General features: G+C 57.9%; 17 protein-coding genes. 14 read left to right on the top strand and 3 right to left on the bottom strand.

What is annotated here, in order from left to right:
• Positions 1-26 precede the first annotated feature (26 nt).
• Entirely contained in the window at positions 27-551 is a 525-nt protein-coding gene (locus RBT76_06420; protein MDX9857404.1) for an Rrf2 family transcriptional regulator, read from the bottom strand.
• Positions 552-951: 400 nt separating this feature from the next.
• On the opposite strand from RBT76_06420, the gene RBT76_06415 reads away from it, so the two are divergent.
• From RBT76_06415 to RBT76_06385, 7 genes are all read left to right on the top strand, one after another.
• Complete coding sequence (locus RBT76_06415) at positions 952-5,139, top strand: acyl-CoA dehydratase activase (GenBank protein MDX9857403.1); 4,188 nt, start codon at positions 952-954, stop codon at positions 5,137-5,139.
• Between the two features lie 174 nt (positions 5,140-5,313).
• Entirely contained in the window at positions 5,314-5,640 is a 327-nt protein-coding gene (trxA, locus tag RBT76_06410; GenBank protein ID MDX9857402.1) for a thioredoxin, read from the top strand.
• 409 nt (positions 5,641-6,049) lie between these two features.
• Entirely contained in the window at positions 6,050-6,880 is an 831-nt protein-coding gene (locus tag RBT76_06405) for a rhomboid family intramembrane serine protease (GenBank protein ID MDX9857401.1), read from the top strand.
• Positions 6,881-6,900: 20 nt separating this feature from the next.
• On the top strand, positions 6,901-8,142 hold the full coding sequence (locus tag RBT76_06400; GenBank protein ID MDX9857400.1) for a hypothetical protein: 1,242 nt from the start codon (positions 6,901-6,903) through the stop codon (positions 8,140-8,142).
• A gap of 46 nt (positions 8,143-8,188) precedes the next feature.
• Positions 8,189-8,938 carry a cytochrome c biogenesis protein CcdA gene (locus tag RBT76_06395; GenBank protein MDX9857399.1) on the top strand — a complete coding sequence of 250 codons (750 nt, stop codon included), beginning with the start codon at positions 8,189-8,191 and terminating at the stop codon, positions 8,936-8,938.
• A gap of 105 nt (positions 8,939-9,043) precedes the next feature.
• Complete coding sequence (locus RBT76_06390) at positions 9,044-9,808, top strand: DUF2064 domain-containing protein (protein ID MDX9857398.1); 765 nt, start codon at positions 9,044-9,046, stop codon at positions 9,806-9,808.
• Positions 9,808-10,542, top strand: a complete 735-nt coding sequence (locus tag RBT76_06385; protein MDX9857397.1) for a creatininase family protein — start codon at positions 9,808-9,810, stop codon at positions 10,540-10,542. Before RBT76_06390 ends, RBT76_06385 begins: the two co-directional genes overlap by 1 nt.
• A gap of 44 nt (positions 10,543-10,586) precedes the next feature.
• Here RBT76_06385 and RBT76_06380 read toward each other — a convergent pair whose 3' ends face one another.
• Complete coding sequence (locus tag RBT76_06380; GenBank protein MDX9857396.1) at positions 10,587-11,402, bottom strand: hypothetical protein; 816 nt, start codon at positions 11,400-11,402, stop codon at positions 10,587-10,589.
• A 110-nt stretch (positions 11,403-11,512) separates the two neighbouring features.
• The gene (locus RBT76_06375) at positions 11,513-12,367 is read right to left on the bottom strand and encodes an aminotransferase class IV (protein ID MDX9857395.1); all 855 of its coding nucleotides are present in this window, start codon (positions 12,365-12,367) and stop codon (positions 11,513-11,515) included.
• 109 nt (positions 12,368-12,476) lie between these two features.
• Here RBT76_06375 and RBT76_06370 point away from each other — a divergent pair, with 109 nt between their 5' ends.
• The 7 genes from RBT76_06370 (at position 12,477) to RBT76_06340 (ending at position 22,495) form a co-directional block, all read left to right on the top strand.
• Complete coding sequence (locus tag RBT76_06370) at positions 12,477-13,694, top strand: DUF401 family protein (protein ID MDX9857394.1); 1,218 nt, start codon at positions 12,477-12,479, stop codon at positions 13,692-13,694.
• A 147-nt stretch (positions 13,695-13,841) separates the two neighbouring features.
• Positions 13,842-14,444 (top strand): sigma-70 family RNA polymerase sigma factor, encoded by a 603-nt coding sequence (locus tag RBT76_06365; GenBank protein MDX9857393.1) that lies wholly within the window; start codon positions 13,842-13,844, stop codon positions 14,442-14,444.
• Positions 14,401-15,093, top strand: coding sequence for a hypothetical protein (locus RBT76_06360; protein ID MDX9857392.1), 693 nt, complete (start codon positions 14,401-14,403; stop codon positions 15,091-15,093). The genes RBT76_06365 and RBT76_06360 overlap by 44 nt, the downstream gene beginning before the upstream one ends.
• A gap of 1 nt (position 15,094) precedes the next feature.
• Positions 15,095-16,267 (top strand): S1C family serine protease, encoded by a 1,173-nt coding sequence (locus tag RBT76_06355; GenBank protein ID MDX9857391.1) that lies wholly within the window; start codon positions 15,095-15,097, stop codon positions 16,265-16,267.
• Between the two features lie 44 nt (positions 16,268-16,311).
• Positions 16,312-16,992 (top strand): carboxymuconolactone decarboxylase family protein, encoded by a 681-nt coding sequence (locus RBT76_06350; protein MDX9857390.1) that lies wholly within the window; start codon positions 16,312-16,314, stop codon positions 16,990-16,992.
• Positions 16,989-20,582, top strand: coding sequence for a translocation/assembly module TamB domain-containing protein (locus tag RBT76_06345; GenBank protein MDX9857389.1), 3,594 nt, complete (start codon positions 16,989-16,991; stop codon positions 20,580-20,582). The genes RBT76_06350 and RBT76_06345 overlap by 4 nt, the downstream gene beginning before the upstream one ends.
• Positions 20,582-22,495, top strand: a complete 1,914-nt coding sequence (locus RBT76_06340) for a BamA/TamA family outer membrane protein (protein MDX9857388.1) — start codon at positions 20,582-20,584, stop codon at positions 22,493-22,495. Before RBT76_06345 ends, RBT76_06340 begins: the two co-directional genes overlap by 1 nt.
• Positions 22,496-22,561: the final 66 nt, after the last annotated feature.

Here is a 22,561-nt window from a genome sequence, read left to right as displayed (position 1 = left end):
AATCCTTCCTCTATCGTTACTACGACTCAATTCTCTGCATCCGGCTGGAAACTGTTCGCCTGACGGGCGACTTTCGGCGTCGCCGGGATCGCTCGCGCTTCGACCCGCTCACCGCGGGGCCGCAGCTCAATGATCGGCTCCGTAGCGATCAGGTCCGCCACTGTCGTCCGCGACAGAAACTCCTGTATGTACCCGGCGAGACCCCCGAGCACATCGTGGACTGTGCAGTTTTCGGCATGCACACACTCCTCACGCTGGCCCGAAAAGCGGCTGCAATGGTCCGGGTCGATGATCGGCCCGCCCAGCGCCGTTATCACCTCGTACAGGTCGATCTCGGCCGGGTCGCGCGCGATCGAAAACCCGCCGCCACGCCCGCGCTCTGCGGTCACCAGACCGGCCTTCCTGAGGATGGAGAGCAGCTTGGAAGTATAAGGCACGGACAGACCCTCGCGCTCTGCCATGTCGGCAATCGACAACATCCCCTTGGTCCCTTCGCGAGCCAGCGTGACGAGGCAGCGAAGTCCGTACTCTTCTATCGCAGATATTCTCATAATCTCTCGTTAATAGAGCCTTTCAATCCAATTCATCGTCAAAGTTATCTGCAATCTACAAATCTTTACCGGTTTGTAAAGTATTTTCTTAACGACTCCATGAAGAAAAAGTTCCCCGCCCCGAGGAGAAGTGAATCTTGTACCTAATATATTGCTTTATAGATGGTTAGGCAAAACAGGGGGAGCCCTTGGTGAGGTCGGATACGGATAAAACTAATCTACATTCCCATCTTCGACCGACGACGTGTCATGCTACTATTTTCACATGAGCCTCCCGGGTCCGCATGGTCGCGCCAATGCTCGCGGATACCTAAGGTCCAAAAAGGTATATATTTACGCCTCCGCCCAGGCGACATTCTCCTTGCCGTCTAGGAAACTCGAACCTACTTTCTAGATTGCTATGGCACATCCGGTCCTTTCGCTCGGCATCGACATTGGATCCGTTGCCGTTAAACTGGTTCTGCTGGCCGAGGGGCAGATCGTGCGGCGCGTCTACCGCCGGTTCGACGACGGGCCGTTCGAAACGCTCCGCCAACTTCTCGAAACCGAATTCGGCGATCTGGCAGGCGGAACCATCTACCTCGGGCACACCGGCATCGGGGCCAAGACGAGCCAATCTGTACTTCGGGGAAAAGCGTTCGGAGAAATCGCCGCGCTCGCGGCGGGCAATTTCCGTGTCGTGCCGCATGTCCGCACGGTCATTGAAATGGGGGGAGAAGACTCCAAACTGCTGTTGCTTGATCCCGAGTCCCGCACGATCGTCGATTTCGCCATGAACGCGCAGTGTGCCGCCGGAACGGGCTCGTTCCTCGATCAGCAGGCCGGTCGTCTCAAGATTGATATCGAGCACGAGTTTGGCGCCCTCGCCCTCAAATCGAGTAACCCGCCGAGAATCGCCGGACGATGCTCGGTTTTCGCCAAGACCGATATGATCCACCTCCAGCAGATCGCAACCCCCGATTATGACATAGTCGCCGGCCTGTGTTTTGCCGTGGCGAGAAATTTCAAATCGGCGATCGCGCGCGGCAAAAGACTGGAGAAACCGATCGCGTTCGAAGGGGGAGTGGCCGCCAACCCCGGTATGGTGCGCGCCTTCACCGATGTGCTTGAACTCGCCGACGGCGAGCTCGTTATCCCCGATGGCTTCAACGTGGTGGCGGCAATCGGAGCCGCGGCGCTGGCGAACGATCAGCGCGCGTTGGTGGACCCTTTTGACCCCGACCGGCTCGCCGCCTATCTCGAGTACCGCGAAGATGCCGAACGCGGTCGCGAGGCCCTGACTTACGATCACCCCGACTCCAAATTCTACGCCGTCACGACCGCTGATCCGCCGACCGGCTTCGACAAACTCGACGTCTTCCTCGGCGTCGATGTTGGTTCGCTGTCCACCAACCTCGTTTTGATCGATTCCGATCACCGGGTTATCGCCCGGCGCTATCTTATGACCGAGGGCCGGCCGATCGAAGCCGTTCGCAAGGGGCTGGCGGAAATCGGGCTGGAAGTGAACGGTCGCGTGAACGTCGCCGCCGTCGGCACCACCGGCTCCGGCCGATACCTCATCGGCGACTTTATAGGCGCCGACATCGTCCGCAATGAAATCACCGCCCAGGCCACCGCCGCGATCAACATAGATCCAACCGTCGATACCATCTTCGAGATAGGGGGCCAGGACTCCAAGTACATCTCAATCGAGAACAAAGCCGTCGTCGACTTTGAGATGAACAAGGCCTGCGCCGCCGGAACCGGCTCCTTCCTGCAGGAACAGGCCGAGAAGCTGAAAATCAACATCGAAACCGAATTCGGCGACCGCGCCCTCTGTGCGACATGCCCCGTCGGATGCGGGGAACGCTGCACGGTGTTCATGGAGTCCGATCTGGTCGCCCACATGCGGTCGGGTGCCAAAAAGGATGACCTCATTGCGGGGCTGGCATACTCGATCGCGAGCAACTATCTCAACAAAGTCGTCGGCGATCGCAAGATCGGCGAAAACATCTTCTTCCAGGGCGGCGTCGCCTGGAACAAAGGTGTCGTCGCCGCCTTCGAGAATCTGATCGGTCGGAAGATAACGGTGCCGCCGCACCACGACGTCACCGGCGCGATCGGCGCCGCCATCCTGGCTATCGAAAAGGTCGGGGAGACGGGTTTCCAAACCCGGTTCAAGGGTTTCGAGCTGTATAAGCGAAAGTACAACGTGGCCACGTTTCCGTGCGAAGAGTGCTCGAACCACTGCGAAATCCGCCGCGTGGAGATTGAAGGTGAACAACCCCTGTTCTACGGCGCCCGCTGCGAAAAATACGAGGTTAATCGCACCGCCGAACGAACCCTCCCGCGCGATTACTCCACCATGCGGCAGAAAGGGCTGTACCGCCGTCGCGGTCGGTACAAACAGCCACGGCAGCCTCTGAAACGAATCGGCATTCCGCGCGCGCTGCACTTCTACGAGTTCTACCCGTTCTGGATGGCCTTCTTCGAGGCGCTCGACTTCCGCATCGTGCTTTCCGACGTCAGTAACCACCGGATTGTCGAAGATTCGCTTGAGCTCTTTGCGGCGGAAACGTGTTATCCGGTCAAACTCGTCTATGGACACGTCAACAACCTGATCGCGAAAAAAGTCGATGTTATTTTTCTTCCGTCACTCATCAAAACTGCCGAAGAAAATGAGTCCAGCGACGAGGGAGCATACAGCTGTCCGTACGTGCAGTCCGTCGGATCGTCCATACGCGCTCGATTTGACTTTTCCAAACTCGGTATCCGGTTCGTCGACGCGCCGGTACAGCTCAGTTACGACCTCCCCGACACACGCCGGCGCCTTCGCGCGATCGCGAAAGAACTCAATATCGGCGAACGCGATTTAACCCGCGCCACTCGAGCCGGAATCAATGCCTACCGGGCGTTCAAAGAAGAACTGAGGGCGGAAGGAAAGAAAATACTTGAAGGGCTCCAAAGCGGGGAGAAGGTTCTGGTCATTGTCAGCCGCCCGTACAACGGCTTCGACCGCCGCCTCTCCATGGAACTGCCCGACAAAATTCGCGCCCTCGGCTACAAAGTCATTTCGATCGACTTTCTGCCCCTTCCGGAAGAGGAAGGCTCGCTCAATGACTCTATGTACTGGCGCTACGGACGCCGAATCATGTCGGCTGCGAGGTTCATCCGCACTCACCCAAACCTGTTTGCCGTGTACATCACCTCATTCGGGTGCGGTCCTGACTCCTTCATTACGCACTACTTCCGTCGGACCATGACAGGCAAGCCGTATCTGCAGCTCGAACTCGACGAACACTCAGCCGATGCAGGACTGATCACACGGTGCGAAGCGTTTCTGGACTCGCTGCGCTTTTACCGCTATCGGCCGCCCATCACCGAGTTCAGTATCTCGCAGGATGACTTTCGACCATTCGAAAAGACCATATACATTCCCAATATGTGCGACCAGGCCTACGCGCTGCGGGCGGCTTTCGACCGGTATGGACTGACTGCCGAAGTGCTCGAGGAACCGGATGACGCTACCCTCGCCTTCGGTCAGAAGTTTACCTCCGGTAAAGAATGTTTCCCCTGCGTCATCACCACGGGCGACATGATCAAGAAGATACGATCGACGGGATTCGACCCGAAGCGCTCCGTGTTTTTCATGCCCGGGGCTGATGGTCCGTGTCGGTTCGGGCAATACAGCCAGCTGCACAGGCTGATCCTCGATGAGCTCGGTTACCGGGATATTCCGATCTTCTCACCCAACTCGCGCGACGGATACTCGCAGTTTGGCCTCGATGGAACAGGCTTTCGCACGACGGCGTGGAAGGCCATGGTGCTGGTTGATTGCCTCATGAAAATGCTGCATCAGACCCGGCCGTATGAGGCCGTCGAAGGCGAGGCCGACCGGGTCTACGCCGAGTTTCTCGACCGCATGGACAGTGCCGTACGAGACGATACGCCGATGGAGGAAGTGGCCGAAGCCGCAGCCCGGGCATTTCTCGCGATCGAACGAAAGTCGACCACAAAGCCGCTGGTCGGCGTCGTCGGCGAGATCTATTTGCGAAGCAACCGCTTCTCCAATAACAATCTCATTCGCAAGCTCGAACGATTGGGGACGGAAGTCTGGCTCGCTACGTTCACCGAGTGGCCGCTTTACACGTCGACCACGTATCAGCGCGATGCAATCCAGGACTGGAATCTCAAGGCGCTGGCACACAGCAGCCTGCAGTTGATAACACAGCGCTGGCAGGAACACCGGATCATGCGCGCCGCCCACCGGGTGTTCCCGATTCGACCCGAAGGCTCGGTAAGCTCCGTCATGGACCTTGCGTCGAATTACCTGTCGAAAGATATCAAGGGAGAAGCCATCCTTTCAGTCGGCAAAGCTATCGAAATGGTGCGATCGGGCGCCTCCGGGATCGTCAACGCAATGCCGTTCAACTGTATGCCGGGCACAATCGTCAGCTCCCTGTCCCGAAAGCTCGCCGACGATCTGGGCGGCATACCGTGGCTCAATATCAGCTACGAAGGATTGCGCGACTCCGGCGAGGAGACCCGACTCGAAGCGTTTGCCGATCAGGTCATGAGTCGCGTGCGATGCACTCGCGTCGCGCTCTGATCACTCTCCCGTACCCGTTGCACCCTTCGCTAAGCGTTTGACAAATCCGCAAAACGTCAGGTATATTGGTCGCTGTTGCCCGGGCGTGCTTGAGATTCGACGGAACCTGGCCCCGCTCCGGCTGTTGTAGGCGTAAAGTCGTATGGTGAATCGAATAATATAGAGGAAACGGACATGAGCAAACCCGTCGAGATCACTGATGACTCCTTTGAAGCCGAAGTGCTTCAATCCGACAAGCCGGTAGTTGTGGACTTCTGGGCCACGTGGTGCGGTCCCTGCAAGATGATCGCCCCGATCCTCGAAGAAATCGCCGGCGAGATGGGTGAGAGAATCAAAATCACTAAGCTCGATGTCGATTCCAACGCCAAAACGGCGGGGAAGTACAACATCATGTCGATCCCGTCGCTCCTGTTCTTTAAGAACGGTGAGGTCGTGGATCAGGTCGTCGGCGCCGTGCCGAAATCTCAGCTGATGCAGCGCCTGGAAAAGGTCCTCGCGTAGCGTTCGCGCTATCAAACGAATAGCCTGGCCGGATCGCCCGCTCGTGCGGCGACCGGCCTTTGTTTTTCCCCAATGGCGGCCCGGCGCGGGAACTGATCCCTCTGCAAGACCATTTCAGAAGTGGACGCTGAACTCCTGTATGTGGATGCCCTGGAGAGAAAAGGCTGCGAGCAATGGATTGGTACGACCTCATTTTCATTGTCATTTTCGTCGGCGTATGGCTTTTTCTGGTTGCCAAGGTGTTCCCGAGGTATGGCGTCGGCTCGTGAATGGGACCGGCGTGCCGGCTTCCGGGTGAAGCCAACGACACCAAAAGGCCCGTAACCGACGGCGGTGCAGACGATTCCACGCCTGACCCGGCTGCGCCACCGGATAAACAAAAGTGAACAGTGTGCCGATAGCCTGACAAATGAACTTATCTGGCCGTAATCGTGGTTTTGGCGGAACCGGGCTAAGGATAGGCCCCGGTGGTCTTTCGCCTTTCATCCGCGTGATTATCATCTCATGCGCCGCCGTCTTTCTGTTGCAGATATTACTCAAGTCCGGCAACCTGGCGTACACATTTGGTCTGTCGCCGGCCCGATTCTTCGATGACTTCCCCAATCGTATTTATCAGCTCGTCACCTACATGTTTCTCCACGGCGGGTTCTGGCACATCTTTTTCAATATGTTCGGCCTGTGGATGTTTGGCACCGAGATCGAGTACGCGTGGGGTTCAAAACGATTCGGTCGCTTTTACTTTCTGTGCGGCCTGGCGGGTGCGGTCCTGACGCTGGCCGTCCAGAGTTCCCAGGTAGTCCCTATGATCGGGGCGTCCGCAGCCATCTATGGTGTCCTCGTCGCCTACTGGAAAATGTTCCCTGAGCGGGAAATCTATCTCTATTTCCTCTTTCCTGTGAAGGTCAAGTGGTTCGTTCCCGGCTTTATGCTTCTGGGTTTTCTCACGGCCGCACCCGGCATCGCTCACTGGGCACACCTCGGCGGAGCCGTTTTTGCCTTCATTTATGTCAAGGGCGACTGGCGTTGGATGTCCCTGGGCCGCAAACTTAAAAACTTGCGCTACAAGCGCCAGGAAGCTAAACTCGAAAAGAGACGGCAGGAAGCCGAGGATGTGATGAAACGAGTTGATGCGATTCTTGACAAAATCAACGAGGTCGGCATTGACAACATCTCCAGCGAAGACCGCAAGTTTCTCGAAGAAGCCTCGTCCCGTCTGTCCAGGAAAAACAACAACCAGTGAACCGCAGGGGATACCCCGGCATGCATAAACGAGTCCTGGTCGCCGAGTCTGCCGAAGCCATTCGCTCCGTGGCTGAAACCGTCCTCCGGCAAAACGGCTTCGAAGTTATCTCGCTGCCGACGGTCGAGAAAGCGCAGGAAGTGCTGCAGTTCTCTATCCCCGATGTGCTCATTATCGGCGCGGACCTGGTGTCTGCCGACGGCCGCCCCTTCTACGAGACCATTCAGGCGGATCCCCGCACGGCTTCCATTCCCTTGCTGCTGTTTGACTCCACCGAGTCGGAGGGGCTCCCGTTTCCCGATGAGGTGATCATCAGTCGCCCGTTCGACCCCAGAGACTTCATCCAACGAGTCCAGGTGTTTTCGGGTCAGGCGTCGGGGAGGAAAACGGCAACCGCTGGCTCGACACAGGCCGCCGATACCGACCTCGACGAAGAACTGCTGGACCATGCCCTCGGCCTCGATCAGATTCACGTCACCTCGTCGGAGGTGATGAATGCAACCACGCGGGTCGGCAAGAAGGCCGCCGCCGGAGAGTCGCACGAGAGTCTCGTCGGAATGGACCACCACGGTACCGAGGAACCCTCCTCCGAAACCGGCAAAGTCGAATCATTGATGATTCGCGACGATACGATCGCCCCGCCGGGCACCACACAGCAGCGGGCTGCTGCCCCTCAAAAACATGGCACGGGTCCGATCGAGATTCTGCACGACCAGTACGGCATATCCAAGTCTCCCGCACTGGAAAGTGAACCGATAGACGAAAACCACGATTACGACTGGTTCATCAACGCCATGCGCGACGAAGGCGTTTCCCCCGAGCATGCACCACGGACGGACCCCGGCGCACAGCATGAGCATCTTCCCATCGACAGTCCGTCTGCCGCAGTAGATCCGCACACACCGGTATCGGCTGCCGGCACCACGCAGGCCCGCGCGCCGCACAAACCGAAGACCGCCGGCGTCGAAAAGTTTATCGATGAGTTCCGTGAAGAGATGGAACGCATTCGAACCACCGAGGAACCGCCACAGGTCGTGACCGTGCGCGACGAACATCCGGCGGGACAGTCGGCCGAAGCAGGCGAGCCCGGGTGGCAGGAACAGGTAGAACGGCTTGGGCCGGCCGACCTCGCGATGTTCTCCCGCCAGTTTGCTTCCGAACTGGCCGCCAAAATCGCTGAGAAAATTGTCTCCAAGATCGACGGCGACAAACTGATGAAGCTCATTGCCGCGGAAATCGCCGCCCGCACGAAAAAAGGCTGATCTCCAGATGCCGGCCGCTTAACCCCCCTTGAACGGAGAAACTCCCTTGTTTGGACAAGCATCGGTCGAAATCCCTACCGCAATCCTCGCGGGGTTACTGTCCTTTGTATCGCCCTGCGTGCTGCCGCTCATTCCCGGTTACCTTTCGTTTATCTCGGGAGTGTCGGTCGAAGAGCTGATGTCGCGCGAACGGTCCGGCGGCAATTATCGCAAACTCCTGTTGAACACCCTGTTCTTCGTCATCGGGTTCTCCCTCGTGTTTGTGGTACTCGGGCTCGGCGCCAGCGGAATCGGCAACTTTCTCCAGCGACACATGGGCATCTTCAACAAAGTCGCCGGTGTGATCGTCTTCCTTTTCGGTCTGCACGTCACCGGCCTGCTTCGCATCAAGGCGCTCAATTACGAGAAACGCTTCAACCTCGCCGGTCAAAAGAAGAAACGCGGTGTCTTCGGCTCGGCCATTATCGGCATCGCCTTCGGCTTCGGGTGGACGCCGTGCATCGGACCGATCCTCGGCAGCATCCTGATTATCGCCGCCCAGCAGGGCTCGCTCACGGAGGGTGCCATGCTGCTGGTGGCGTACTCGGCCGGGCTCGGTGTGCCTTTCATCCTGACCGCGCTTTTGTTCAACTATCTCATTGGCACGTTCGGATTTATCAAACGACATTTCCACGCGGTCGAAATCATCTCCGGCGGTCTGCTGATGATTGTCGGGATACTGATCTTCTTTGACTTGTTGGGACGGCTTGCATCGTGGCTGCTCGAATTGTTTCCCGCATTGCAGAATGTCGGGTAGTGACAGTTTCGCCCCCGACATCTTTTTTCTGTGAGGGTCGCTTGACGGCCTTTCCCGGCCGTCCTATATTGACCACGACTGTTTCACATGACGCGGAAAGGTAGTATGTCTCCACGCAAGAAAAGCACCTCCGACCCGTGCAACAAACAGGTCGTTGTCGTCTGTGTCCAGGAACCGTTCGAAGAAGGGTCAGCGATGGACTTCGGCCTCATCAAGGGAGACGACATCCGCTTCCTGCACCAGGCCTTCATCACCGATACCATCATGCATGCACTCGAACTGGGCGATACCGACGTGCGTCTGTACTATCAGAACCAGCCCGACCGTGTCCGTCTCGTCAAAATCGTCATGGACTACCTGAAAAAGAAACTGTCAGGCGAGCTGGCCGAACGCTTTGAAAAACAGCTGTCCACCTTCCCTCAGAAAAAAGACCGCTGGGGGATCCGGATCGAACGGGCGTTCAAGGAGTGCTTTGATTCGGGGTACGACGCGGTCCTGCTGGTCGGTTCACGAACACCCACCGTGACGTCAAAAATGATGCGCTCGGCGTGGAACATGCTCTCGCAGTCCGACGTGATCTTCGGCCCGACTCCGGAAGGTCGCTATTACTCGATCGGCATGTCGGGAGCCTACCAGATCGAATTGTCCGCATTCGATTGGACGTCACCCTCGATCTACGCCGATATCGCCGGCGCCTTCACCGACAAGGGCCTCCACTGGTCGGAACTACCGATCTGGTACGCCGTGGAGTCCTCCGAAGAACTTGAAATCATGGCGCGTGACATCAATCAGTTCCGCTTCGAGGGCGATGAAACCACCGCCCGGGAAACCGAACTGGTCATGGAACGCATTCTCGCCAAACTGTCATAATGGAACGCCATCTCCAGAAACTGACCTGGCTCACCGTCCGCGACACGGTACCATCCAAAATCGATACCGTTATCCTGCCGGTAGGTACGGTCGAGGCCCACGGCTCGGCCTGTCTCGGCACCGACAACCTCATTCCCGAGGCTATCGCCGAGGATATCGCAGAACGCATCAACGCCCTGATCGCCCCAACCGTCAATTACGGCATCACGCGGTCGCTGATCCGATACAACGGCGGCTCGACCATCAAACCGAGCACCTTCCAGCTATACGTTCGCGATGTGCTTGATTCGATGGTTGACACCGGCTTTCACAACGTCATTCTCATGAATGGACACGGCGGCAATAACTCGGCGCTGAAGGAAGTCGCGTTTGATTTCCACCGCGAGCGAAGGGCCAACATCGCGGTTATTCACTGGTGGGAATTGTGCGATAAGATGACCGAGGAATTCTTCGGTCACGCGGGCGGCCACGCGGGCACGGATGAAACCGCCATGGTAATGGCAATTGATCCGAGCCTCGCCGACAAATCGCTCTACACCGACAAACTCGCCTACACCTTCAAGAGCGGCGCCGATATCTACCCTGTACCCGGAACGATTCTCTTATATAAAGAGGGGGAAGGCTACCCCGAGTTCGATGTTGCCAGAGCCAATGAGTATCGGAAGAATGTCGCCGCGACGGTCGGCGATTTCGTGGAATCCGTCCTCGCCCAATGGCGCCGCTGGGGCTTGTGATCGTACGCCCACGCCCGTCTGCGGGTCGCAGCAGGGCTGCCACTTCAAAACGAATCTATATACGTCAGCCGTACCTCGCGCGAAAACGTGTCGGACTCCGGACGGTTGGTCAGCAGGTCTTTTCCGATTAACTCGATCTCGAGATTCCTCGTGAACAACCACTTGACCGACATGTTCAGATAGCCCCGACCCTCACCGGCAAAGTCATTGGCGCTCCGGTCGTCGTTGATCGCCGCGTCGTACTCCAGAAGCAGCGCGAGATTATAGTTGAAAGTCGCGTCAAACCCCAAAAACAGACTGAGATCACTGTCCGCCAAATCTTCACCCGCATGCTCGACCTCTTCGTCCGGGGTCGCGTAGTTTACGCCGCCGTGCCACCCGGCCGTCCACTTGTAGAAATAGAAACTTCGCGACGCCACCGCGTAAAATCCACGCGATTTGTACGCGTACCGATCCTGCCTTGCGTTGTATGATCCGTTTCCCTGCGATGAAAATCCCACCGACATGGCCGGCAAATACGGCAATTCGTCTATCACCCGGAATCGCACCGAAAACTCCAGCGTCGGATACCAGTCCGGCTCCCGGTTGGCGATCACATTTGTCCCGCCGAACGAAACACCCACCATGAAACGGTTGGAAAGCCCGATATTGGTATACCCCAGTCCGCCGCCTTCTGAAAAAATCCGTATGCCCAGACTGAAGTTCCCCCGTGGCAGAGTCCCGGCGGTCGGCATATCCACCAGCCATCGTGGCGGGATGTCATACAACGTGCTTCGGGAGATATCCTCCTGCGCCTCAACGGGCGTGCCGCAGGCAAGAAGCAAAACCAGCGTCAGGACTGTCGGCAGTAATCTATGCATCGATCGAACCATAATTCCCTCGTCACAAGTAATCGTAGTAACTCGGGATGATAGGTGCGCTGTTGTAAATGAGTCAACAAAAACAGGTGAAGAACTCCGACTGCCTGCTTTTAGTCCGCGTGGACCAATTCGCGCATGTGCCGGGCAAGACGGCGTGTAATCGGACCGGTTCGAAACGTATTCGTGACGGCCCCTTTGACAATTTTCGATATAGGCAGAATCAGTTTCAGTGAACTCGTCAGAAAGACCTCGTCCGCCGACAGCAGCGAGCGAAACCCCGCATTGACTTCATCCACGCGATAACCCAGCTTCCGTGCCTCGCCGATCGCAACCTGGCGCGTCACGCCCCACAAACACCCGCTCGATGTCGACGGCGTGAAAATGCGGCCCTTTTTGATCCAGAAAATATTGGCGCTGGTGATTTCGGCCACCTTCCGGTGAGTGTTCAAAAGCAATGCGTCGTCGCAGCCTATCGCCAACGCGCGCTTGAGAGCTGCTGCGTTTATGACGTACGAGAGTGTCTTGATCTGGCGAGAGATCGAGCTGTGGTCGATCAGAAACTCCGACACCAGCAGACGAAACGGCCGGGTCGGAATCGTGTGCGGCGCCGCTGACAATATTATCTGCGGCGCGCCCTGGCAATTCGTCCACCGGGTGGACTCGCCGCTGGTGATGGTGAGCCGAAGTTTCTTCACACGGTCAGGATGCGCCTTCACGGTAGCAATCATCCAGCGCGCCAGGGTCGCGCGTTCGACCGGCAGATTCAGACCCACAACACCCGCCCCACGGTACATCCGGTCAAGATGCTCATCCAGAAAAATCACCCGGTCGTCGATCGCAAGGAAGGTCTCGAACACCCCGTCCGCGTACAGCAGGGCGTTGTCGAACACCGATATCTTGGCCCGCGATGGCGGGACCCGACGGCCGTTGATGGTCGTGACTGTATAATATCTCGCTGGTGACATATGTCTCCTGTCTTCCGGCTCGGCACAAACTATACCTTCCAACCCACAAGTCAAGTGCCGTTCGCACCGCGACAATTGACTTTTTATCTAGGCGACATTTATTGGTCGGGTGGACACGCTCAAACTGCTGGTGGTCTTCGTAGCCATCCTTTTCGCGCTGAAACGACACCTGTCGGTCGGCGTGACTCTCTTCGGGGCCGGCCTGTTGACCGCTCTGCTTTTCCGTGTTCCTTTCGCTGACCTTCTCGACGGTTACCGCGCCCTGGTGACATCCCGGCCGTTCATATCTCTGACCGCCGTGATCATTCTGATCACGATTCTCGGTTCGGTACTCAAGGAGCTCGGCTACCTCGAGAAACTCGCGGATGCCTGTCGGTCGCTTTATGGCGGCCGGAGAACGGCAGCCGCCCTGCTGCCCCCGTTGGTAGGCTTGATGCCTATGCCGGGCGGGGCGCTGTTGTCCGCACCGCTTGTCGATAGTGTGCTTTCTGATTCACGGTACTCGCCCCACTTTAAGTGCGCCGTAAACTACTGGCATCGGCACGTCGTGGAACACTTCATGCCCATATACCCCGGCTTGATAGTTGCATCCGCCATGACCGGTCTGCCCCTCGGAACCATCGCGATCGTTCAGGCCCCGCTGGCAATTCTCATGATACTCGTCGGCTATGCTTTCTTAATCCGGCGGATTGACCGCTCAACTTCCGATCATCCGGACTTCCGCGCGGCGCTCACGGGGATCCTGCGAACGGTATGGCCTGTATTACTGGCGGTGGGCATATACGCCATTTTCGGGATTGAAATGGCTTGGGGCGCGCTGATCTCTCTGCTGGTTCTCATTCTTGTCGCGCGTCCCCGGAAAAAACCGCTCGTGGACTCCCTGAAGAAGGGGCTCTCCTACAAACTCGTCTTTCTCGTGTTTGGCATTCTCTCGTTTCAAACCGTCCTCGAGCAGTCCGGGGCAATCGAATCAATTCAGCGGCTCTCGACCGAATACCACTTCCCCGAACAGCTTATCATCATCCTGGTGGCGTTCACGTCGGGCCTCCTCACCGGCATGCTGGCCGCGCTGGTGGCGTTGAGTTACTCGTTACTGGCCGCTTTTTTGTACTCACCCGTCATACAGATCGACAACATCCTGCTCGCTTTTCTTGCGGGGTATGTCGGGATGATGCTGTCTCCCAGTCACCTGTGCCTGATCATAACGAACGACTACTTCAAGAGTGACCTTGTTGCGGTATATAAGGTTATGACGCCACCGATGCTCCTGTTCGGATTCCTGGCGTACCTGATCTACCTCTCCGGCTGGGCATCGTTTGTCTATTGACCTTTCGAACCGCCGTTGCCATCTTTCCATCTTCATGTTAAGTTACTGGCGATCATATCGATAAACTTGGTGAATTCAGCCGGTCACGATGGAACTTTCGACCCGGTTCCGGGTACTATTCTTAGAACCCAAAGCGTCGGGAGCTACATGGCGAAAGAAACAGAAAAAGATATCGATTACGGGCTCATGAGAGCGATCCAGAAGGGCGACCTGGTGGCGTTTAACCAGATGGTCGACCGGTACAAGGATCGCCTGATGAACGTCATCGGACGAATGCTGTCTTCGCAGGAGGAAGCCGAAGATATCGTTCAGGAAACCTTCGTCAGAGTGTATCAGCACCGGCAGTCGTTCAACTTTCAGCACTGTTTTTCGACATGGATCTATACGATTGCGTTGAATCTGGCGAGGAACGAGTTGCGTAAGCGACGGAAGTTCAAATTTTTCGACATAACGGAGATGCAGGGCAATGAGCGCGAGTTCGCCATCGACCCCAAACTACCCAGCCGCCTGCCGCAGGCGCTGAACGAGGCCATCGGCGGACTCCCCGAGAAATACAGAGTGGCGTTTTTGCTTCGCGACGTTCAGGAAATGCCGTACGAAGAAGTCGCGAAAGTGCTCAGTGTCCCGTTGGGAACGGTTAAATCGCGCGTCAATCGGGCGCGCTTGATGTTGCGTGAGAAACTGCAACCGAAGCTGGAGGAACAGAATGCGATTTCAAAAGGTACGCTCCTTCCTGTCGGCCTACTCTAACGATGAGTTGACCGACCGGCAGCGCGAGGCTGTGCGGGAGCGCCTGGCGAAAGACTCGCACTTGCGGGCCGAGGAACAGGCCTTCCGCGCCATGCGGGACGCTTCCCGGGATATTCCGCCACTCAAAGTGTCGGACGACTTCAACTCCCGGTTGCTGAACCGGATCGCCCACGAACGGTTTGCGGAAACGCGCAGTAACGCTATGCTTCCGCGAAAGCGGGTCCCCGCGCCCCTCTGGTGGAAGGCTGTGCCGGTGGCCGTGACTGCCGTCCTGTTGCTTGCGGCCGTCATGCTTACCGGTGATTTCAATCAGTTTGGTTCTCCGTCCGCCACCAACTCGGGAGCCGGCTCGCTTGACGATGCCTATCTCACGGTGCAGCCGGTCGACAACCCCAATCTGGCTGTTTCCGTTGGTACCGGGTGGTCGTTGGAAAGGGAATTGCAGCGCTCGCAACAGGTAACGCAAATTTTCAGCGCGCTGACGGCAAGGAACGGCTTTGTATCACTCGACCGGCTGGCCGGTCAGGTTCAAAACGTATCCGCGCGCCAGAGCGGGTTCTCTCCCTATCTGACCGACTACTATCGGTTCCGCCCCGTGCTGCGCGTGTATAGAGTCAGTGATGTCAGGGAGGATGGTTCGGTATACTAATATGCTAACGACCGGATTTTGGACCGTCAGACGGTTGCTTCAGGCGGCCACCCTGACGGTCTTTTTTTCGTCCATGGCGAATGCTGGTGACGGCCCGCTGTTCAGCCTCGAACAGGGAATCAGCGAACTCGTCTTCCGCATCTCCCGCTCCATCGTGACCGTCGAGGCATCATCGAGCCTCGGTCCCGGACAAGCCACATTGCCTGCTCAGGACGTCGTCCGACGAGTGGTCTCGACCGGGCTTGTCTGCGATACGAACGGGCATATACTGGTCGCCGCCTCCATGGTCGCCGGGCACGACCGCATGTCGGTCGTGTTGGATGGTGCCCCGGTACCTGCTGAACTTGTTGGGATTGATTACCACACAAATCTAGCCCTGATTCGCGCCAGTCGGCCGATGGGCAGTGTCGTGAATTTGTCGGCCAAACGAGCCTGCGCTGGCCAGATGATCGTTGCTATGGGCAACTCCTACGGTCTGCGAGCGGCTCCGTCTCTGGGATTCTGTGCGGGCCTTCGGGCTGACGGCCTGATGCAGTTCTCCGTGCCGATTTCTTCCGGCTCGATCGGGGGCGGTATCTTCGACATGAACGGCGATCTGCTTGGTATAATCGCGGATGGTGATGGAGTCGACTCCCGGATCGCCCTCGCCGTGCCCGCCTATCAACTGCCCGGAATCATCAGTTACCTGTCCACCCGGGGAGACCGCCACGCCGGCTTCCTCGGTATTCAGTCTGCCGATATCGAGATCATCCCTCCCCTGGAAATCGCTACCCCGGTGCGGCTTGCCAGCGTGTCCTCCAGTGATCGCATGATGCTGGAACGGGGGATAATTGTGACATCGGTCGTCCCGGGGTCACCGGCCGCCAACGGTGGAATAGCCTCTGGGGATCTGATCGTCGGCTACAACGATGTCGCCTATGTCTCCGCCGCTGAACTGTCCAGCGCCGTTCGGTGCTCGCGACCCGGCAGCGTCTGTACTATCGAAATCATCCGCCAAAACAAATCGATCACCCGCCTCGTGCAGGTCGGGCGCAAAGGGCTCGATCAGACCGGTCTCAACGGTGCCCAATCCGTCACTCGCGAACACGAAATCGACTCGCTCACTTCCGAACTTGTCAGGATGAAACAACAGCTCGACGCGCTCGAGTCCCGCCTGCGCACTCTGAAACAGTAATTTAAAAATTGCCTCACTCCGTTACACCGCTTTAGATTGCAGCCATGGACGCAGGAGCGAACAAGGCCGCGCTGGAAGAGCGCATTCGGTCGTTTTCCGTGACCGATTACGCCGCCGAGCGCACGCTCGCCTTGTTTTCAGCCTCGATCGCCGTCGCCGATCCGCGGATCATTACCGATGCTATTTCCCTCTATAGACGAAACTGCCCGTCTCGCTCGCCGCTGTATGAACTGGTCCTGCAGTCATATCTGTTCCTCGGCTTCCCGCGAATGCTCGAGGCTGCCGATCTGCTCCATCAGGCTTGGCCCGAACCCGTCGATCATCACACCAACGACGAGCCGGTCAGCCCCGAGGAAACCCGCTCGTGGTATATCCGCGGCGACAAACTCTGCCGGCGCGTCTATGATAAGAACTACACGGCCCTCCGTCGTCGTGTCGAGTCATTTGCACCCGATGTCTTCAGATGGATGATACTTGAGGGCTATGGAAAGGTCCTCTCCCGCCCCGCCCTTGATATCGTATCCCGCGAATGTGCCATTGTGGCCTGTCTGGTGGTTGAAAACCGACCTCGCCAGCTTCATTCGCATATTCGAGGCGCCCTGAACGTTGGCGCGGACCGCGAACTCGTCCGTCTGGTAATCGAAGATCTCCGCGACGTTCACGCCGACGGCTGGGCTGCCGCCCGCGACATCTTGAAAAAGCTGGAGATGGACACACGGTCATGAAGCGATGGCTCCGCATAGTGGCAGTCGTGGTCTTTGTCTCCATCCTGATCATGGCCGCCATGTATGTCTATCTGATCCCGATGCGCGGGCTGGAACGAATCGTCACCGGGCGGCTCAATAAGGAAATTCGGGATCGTTATTCGCTCACCGCATCGGTCGGCAATATCCGTGGAAACCCGTTCACGGGACTGATGCTGGAAGACGTCAGCATCTCCTACACCGATTCGCTGGGCAGCTACGAGGTAATTCGCTTACCCCGCCTGACCACCGCATATCGGCTGTCCAACCTCTGGAATCGCGACTATCGATTCGAACTCGTCGAAATCGGCTCGGCATCGGTAACCGTCCGTCGTGACAGCGTCGGAGCCTATCGACTGCCGGCGCTGTCGTCCGGGACGGACACACCCTCGCGGCAGCCCTCATTTTACATCGGCAACCTTATCCTCAGCGATGCATCCCTTCAACTCATCGCTCCCGGTCAGGATACGGTCCGCCTCCAGCAGCTTACCCTGGCTACATCGTTGCATGTCGACGAAGGCATGGTGAGCGCCGACCTGAAGCAGATGGGCTTTGCGTTACCGTTACAGGATATCGACCTCACCGCCGCAACCGGCAAAGTCACCTTCTCCGAGCGCCGCGTGACCTTTCAGGATCTCATGCTCGTCTCAGGCGGCACGCGGGCACGGTTGGACGGGTCGGTCATGCTTGAAGATTTGAGCGGGCAGGTGGAATTCGCCTTTGACCACGTAGACATGGAGCAGGTGAGCAGGTGGATCGGCCCGAATCTGCACGGCGTTGTCGATCTCACCGGTACCGTCACGCGCACGAACGACACGCTGTCGGGCTCGGTCAACATTGGCGGATCGTTTATGATTGCATCGCTCGAGAACCTGCAGGTCGATTTCCGCCTCCATGACAAAATGCTTGAACTCGACACCCTGTACGGGGTGATCCTCGGCGACTGCGCCATCGACGGCTACGGCGGAATCGACTTCTCCGGCGCCATGGAGTCGTACCGCCTGAATGCCTCTATCCGGAATTTCAATCTGGATAACCTGATCACTGGAACCTTCCAGTCCGATCTCAACGGAGATATTGTGTTGGTCGGCGAATCCTTTCGCACCGCTACCATGCGTATGATGATCGCCGCCGACCTGTATGAATCGTCGTTCGACGAGTACCCGCTGCAGCGTGCGTACGGTCCAATGATGATCACGACCGACTCTCTCACCTTCACCGATCCATTTGTTGTCGCCTACCATGAAAACGAATTCGCGGCTGCCGGATCGATTGTGTACTCCGGCGATATCAATCTGCGTGTCGAGGCGGCGCTGGAGAATCTCGATCGATACCGCGGCCGGCTGTTCATCGATCAACCCGGCGGCCGGGGACGCGCGCATGCGGTCGTCTCGGGAAAAACCGCCGACCCCGATCTCAGAGCGACCTTCGTCTCCGACTCGGTCTGGATCTACGGCCTCAGCGCCGACAGCTGCGTCATCGACGCCGACATAAAACGGTTCCTTTCGGGACGGCAGGGGTGGGCGCAGGCCGACTTCTACGCCGGCAGCCTGTGGGGAACCCCGTTCGATTCCGCACTGACCAGGCTGACCCTCGATTCGCAGACTGTCATTATCGACACGGCTGCAGTTCGCAGCCCCGACCTGTTTGGCTCGTCATTGGGGATCTTTGATTACGGTGTCTACCCCAACCGAGTCGAACTGGATACCACCGTCATCAATCTGTTTGGAAGAGGGTTCTATAACCGTGGAACGGTCGATATCGAGATCGACTCCTCCGGCTTCGTCTTTAACCGGCTCTACTTCGCGCAGCGCGGCGGTTTGCTGTCTCTTGCGGGACGCATCAACTACGATGAAACGATGGATTTTCGGGCCTCCGCCGACAGCATTGTGCTGTCGCCGTGGGTGCGCCTGTTCGCCCCCGAGTGGCAGGTCGATGGACACATCTCCTTCAACGGCAGAGTTGGCGGCAGTTTCGCCAATCCCGCGTTTTCTCTGACCGGCATCATCGACTCGCTCACGTATCGAGGATTGAAGCTCGGAGAACTCACCGCCGCAGGAGCCTACGAAAATCGCGTGCTGACCGTCGATTCCGCGGTCGTGCTCTCCGACTCCGGCCGCTACGTTGCCTCAGGCTTCCTGAACGCGGATCTGGCGTTTGTTACCGATTCGATCGAGCGCCTCCCCGACCTGCCCTTTGATATTCGGATCACGGCCCGCGACAATCAGTTCGAACTCGTCAGCCTTATGCTCCCCTCGGTCGAGCAGCTCAACGGCGAATTCGAAGCGGACTTCCGACTGTCCGGTATCCCCTCGGATCCGCATCTCGAAGGAAGCGCCCAACTGGTCGGAGCGCAGCTGAAATACTTCGACCTGGTCAACTGGGTCTTCGCCGACTCCGTATCGGTCCGCATGGAGGATGACCGGATTATGATCGACGGTATCGAGGCATACGTGCTCGACAACCGAAAGGGAAAAGAGCGCACCCGCACGATCGGCATGCGCGATATTGGCGGCGAGCTGCGGCCCGTCACCGTCAGCGGCAAACCATCGTATGCCTACATCGAAGGCGAAATTCGCGTCGCGTCATTGGACAATTTCGTCTATGAACTCGACGTATCCATCCCGAGGGAATTCCCGTTCGAATACGAACTGGAAGACATCGAAGGCGTGTTCGAAGGCGAACTGCAGATCGTAGGGGAGACGCCGCCCACCGTCACCGGAGACATCACCCTGATCTCGTGCCGCTACCGCGTGCCGTTCGCCTCCGCCGAAGAAGGATCGCCGATCCTCGAAGGCCTTACCGAAGAGGACAGCTGGGACCTCGACCTCAATATCGAAATTCTATCCAACTACTGGATCGAAAACGAAGATATCGATGCGGAATTCGCAGGTGAGGTCAATCTCGTGCGCGAGGACGGCAATTACCCGATTGTCGGCCAGATGGACATCCTGCGGGGCCGAGGTTTCTTGTTCGACAAGATCTTCCGCCTCGAGGCGCGGGAAGATGCGGTTATCTTCACCGGGACGGAGATTCCTAACCCCCAGCTTGACATCGTCGCAACCACGCGCATCCCCGGTGTGCGGTACGAGCAGGAAGCCGCGTCCGACGTCATCGATTTGTGTATCCACGTGACCGGCTCGCTCGATACCGCCGACATCAACGTGTGCGAAGACTCCCCGTTCTCACGAGAGGACATCCTGTCGCTGATCGCGCTCAATTACTACGGCGCCGACACCGGCTCCTATGGCGGCGCCATCGAAGAACGGGTGTCGCAGTTTGTCGGCTCGCAGATCTCGCGCGTGGGCGCCCGGCAACTGAGCCAGCTCGGCGTCGAGACTTTCGAAATCGACCCCGCCTACGGCGGCGAGTTCGACCCGGCCAACACCCGCGTCACCCTCGGCGTATACGCGGCGCCGAACCTGTACGTGTACGGACGGTCGAACGTCTCAGGGACGATCGGCGAGGAAGTCGGTTTCGAGTACCGCTTCAGCCGCGAGTTCCTCCTGCAGGGTCGGCGGAATGAACTCGAAGAATATATCCTCAACCTTCGACTGCACTGGGAGTTCTGATGCGGCTGGCTCTCTGGACATGCGTCGTGCTCGCGGTTCTGACCGCCTCGACACACGCCATGACCGAGCGTGAACGCCAGCGCTGGATGCGGGACAATCCGAAGATTGACTCAATTCTGATCGAAGGCAATACGTTCTACCCGTCGGGAGAAATCAAGGGCCGCCTCTATGCCAAAACCTGGTCCTGGTGGGGCGCCCTTAAAGACGACCGGCGAATCCGCGTGCAACGCGAAACCTTCGGACGCGATACCCTCGAAGTCAAGTACCTGTATCTCACCGAAGGATTCCTCGGCGTCCGTCTCGATCACGCGTTTGAAATCCTTCCTGATTCAAGTGCCCTCGTGCATATCACCATCCACGAAGGACGACGCTTCTTCATCGATACGGTTCGGGTGACCGGCGACTACCCGCCCGGACTGGCCATCCACTTCGAAAAGAAGACGACCCAGCTCAAATCAGGACGACCGATCAACCCGATCGATCTGAAACAGGTTGAATTTGAACTCAAAACGTATCTGGCGAACAGGGGATATCCTTACGCACAGATCGGCTATCGGGTCGATTCCGTGGCCTCAAGCAACCGGGCGCCGGTGATCTTTCATGTGTTTGCGGATTCACTGGTGCGGTTCGGCGATATAGCGGTCGAAGGAACCGAGCAGTTTCCTGAGTACGTAGCACGCCGCGAACTCAAAGTGAAACCGGGACACGTATACAGCCGCGAAGACATTCTCGAGTCGCAGCGGCGTTTGTTGGAATCCGGGTACTTCTCGACCATGCAGCTGAACCGGGCCGAGAACTCCCCGAACCGCCTCCAACCGGACTTCACCCTGCGGGTTCGCGAACGAAAGACCCGCTACGTCACGACTGAGCTCGGAGCGATTGGCCAGACCAACATCCGCGACCTCGCCTGGCTGGTGTCCGCCGGCGCGGGTAAGCGGAACATACTTGGCTCACGCAGGGGAGACTTCAGCATCGCGTATACCTTCAGTCTTGGCCGCGACAGCCGCATCCTCCAGAACAAGTACAACGCCAGCTTCACGGAGCCCTGGTTTCTGGGCCTGCGCATGCCGCTGACAATCGGCTTCGAATGGGAACCCACCCTCCGGGTTCCGGACAACGTCTACAAACGCCGGTCCTACTCACTCTCTGCAGAGACCAACCGCCGTTTCGGCCGCGAAGTCCGAGTCTGGCTCGGTGTCGAGTACGAGTCGCTGAAACTGTCCGAGTTCCCCGACGATACGACCGGGATCGGTGTCGATGCCACCATCTCGGGACGACGTCGCATGTACAGCCAGTTCCGCTATGACAGCCGGGACAACCTGTTTATTCCGAGTCGGGGCTCGTTTGTTGACCTCTCGGTGGATTACTTCGGCGGCTTCATGGGTGGTGACAACGACTTCTATCGAATTCAGGCGTCCTGGTCGACCTACCAGCCGGTCTGGCCCGGCTGGATCAGCGCCACCCGGGTCAAACTGGGACTGGCTGAGCCCTTCGGACGTTCCGACAGCCTGCTGACGGATGACCGGCTTCTGCTTGGCGGCGCCAATACGGTACGGTCGTTTCGAGAAAACCGTCTTGGTCCGCTTGACGGTGACAAAAATCCGCGCGGTGCCCAGTACGTCTTTGTCTTCAATCAGGAGTTCCGCTGGAAAACGGTCCAGATCTTCAACAAGATACCGTTACTCGATATCCTCGCCGCATTCCCCCTCTGGCAGTCGGTCTTCGCCGACGTCGGCAACGGATTCCTCGAATGGGGGGACATTCGACTCGATCGCTTGGCCGTTGCCTACGGCACGGGATTCCAGATTCTCTCGCCGGCTGGCCCCATCCGACTCGATTATGCCCAGCGTCTCGAAACCGACAGCTTCGACTTTGCAAAACGCTGGCATTTCACCATATTATACGCGTTCTGATGCTCTGAAACCAATCGCCCGTTCCGCTGTTACGCAGGTATTGAAGGGAAGACCCCACTGGGATGA

This window comes from Candidatus Zixiibacteriota bacterium, assembly GCA_034003725.1.
GTDB lineage: Bacteria > Zixibacteria > MSB-5A5 > GN15 > FEB-12 > WJMS01.
This window is presented reverse-complemented; position numbering and strand designations above follow the sequence as displayed.

What these genes read in the sequence shown, in the direction of transcription:
- RBT76_06385 (MDX9857397.1), top strand. Translation starts at nt 9,808, where the DNA reads ATGGAACGCCATCTCCAGAAACTGACCTGGCTCACCGTCCGCGACACG.
- trxA (MDX9857402.1), top strand. Translation starts at nt 5,314, where the DNA reads ATGAGCAAACCCGTCGAGATCACTGATGACTCCTTTGAAGCCGAAGTG.
- RBT76_06365 (MDX9857393.1), top strand. Translation starts at nt 13,842, where the DNA reads ATGGCGAAAGAAACAGAAAAAGATATCGATTACGGGCTCATGAGAGCG.
- RBT76_06420 (MDX9857404.1), bottom strand. Translation starts at nt 551, where the DNA reads ATGAGAATATCTGCGATAGAAGAGTACGGACTTCGCTGCCTCGTCACG.
- RBT76_06400 (MDX9857400.1), top strand. Translation starts at nt 6,901, where the DNA reads ATGCATAAACGAGTCCTGGTCGCCGAGTCTGCCGAAGCCATTCGCTCC.
- RBT76_06390 (MDX9857398.1), top strand. Translation starts at nt 9,044, where the DNA reads ATGTCTCCACGCAAGAAAAGCACCTCCGACCCGTGCAACAAACAGGTC.
- RBT76_06360 (MDX9857392.1), top strand. Translation starts at nt 14,401, where the DNA reads ATGCGATTTCAAAAGGTACGCTCCTTCCTGTCGGCCTACTCTAACGAT.
- RBT76_06345 (MDX9857389.1), top strand. Translation starts at nt 16,989, where the DNA reads ATGAAGCGATGGCTCCGCATAGTGGCAGTCGTGGTCTTTGTCTCCATC.
- RBT76_06415 (MDX9857403.1), top strand. Translation starts at nt 952, where the DNA reads ATGGCACATCCGGTCCTTTCGCTCGGCATCGACATTGGATCCGTTGCC.
- RBT76_06355 (MDX9857391.1), top strand. Translation starts at nt 15,095, where the DNA reads ATGCTAACGACCGGATTTTGGACCGTCAGACGGTTGCTTCAGGCGGCC.
- RBT76_06405 (MDX9857401.1), top strand. Translation starts at nt 6,050, where the DNA reads ATGAACTTATCTGGCCGTAATCGTGGTTTTGGCGGAACCGGGCTAAGG.
- RBT76_06350 (MDX9857390.1), top strand. Translation starts at nt 16,312, where the DNA reads ATGGACGCAGGAGCGAACAAGGCCGCGCTGGAAGAGCGCATTCGGTCG.
- RBT76_06380 (MDX9857396.1), bottom strand. Translation starts at nt 11,402, where the DNA reads ATGCATAGATTACTGCCGACAGTCCTGACGCTGGTTTTGCTTCTTGCC.
- RBT76_06340 (MDX9857388.1), top strand. Translation starts at nt 20,582, where the DNA reads ATGCGGCTGGCTCTCTGGACATGCGTCGTGCTCGCGGTTCTGACCGCC.
- RBT76_06375 (MDX9857395.1), bottom strand. Translation starts at nt 12,367, where the DNA reads ATGTCACCAGCGAGATATTATACAGTCACGACCATCAACGGCCGTCGG.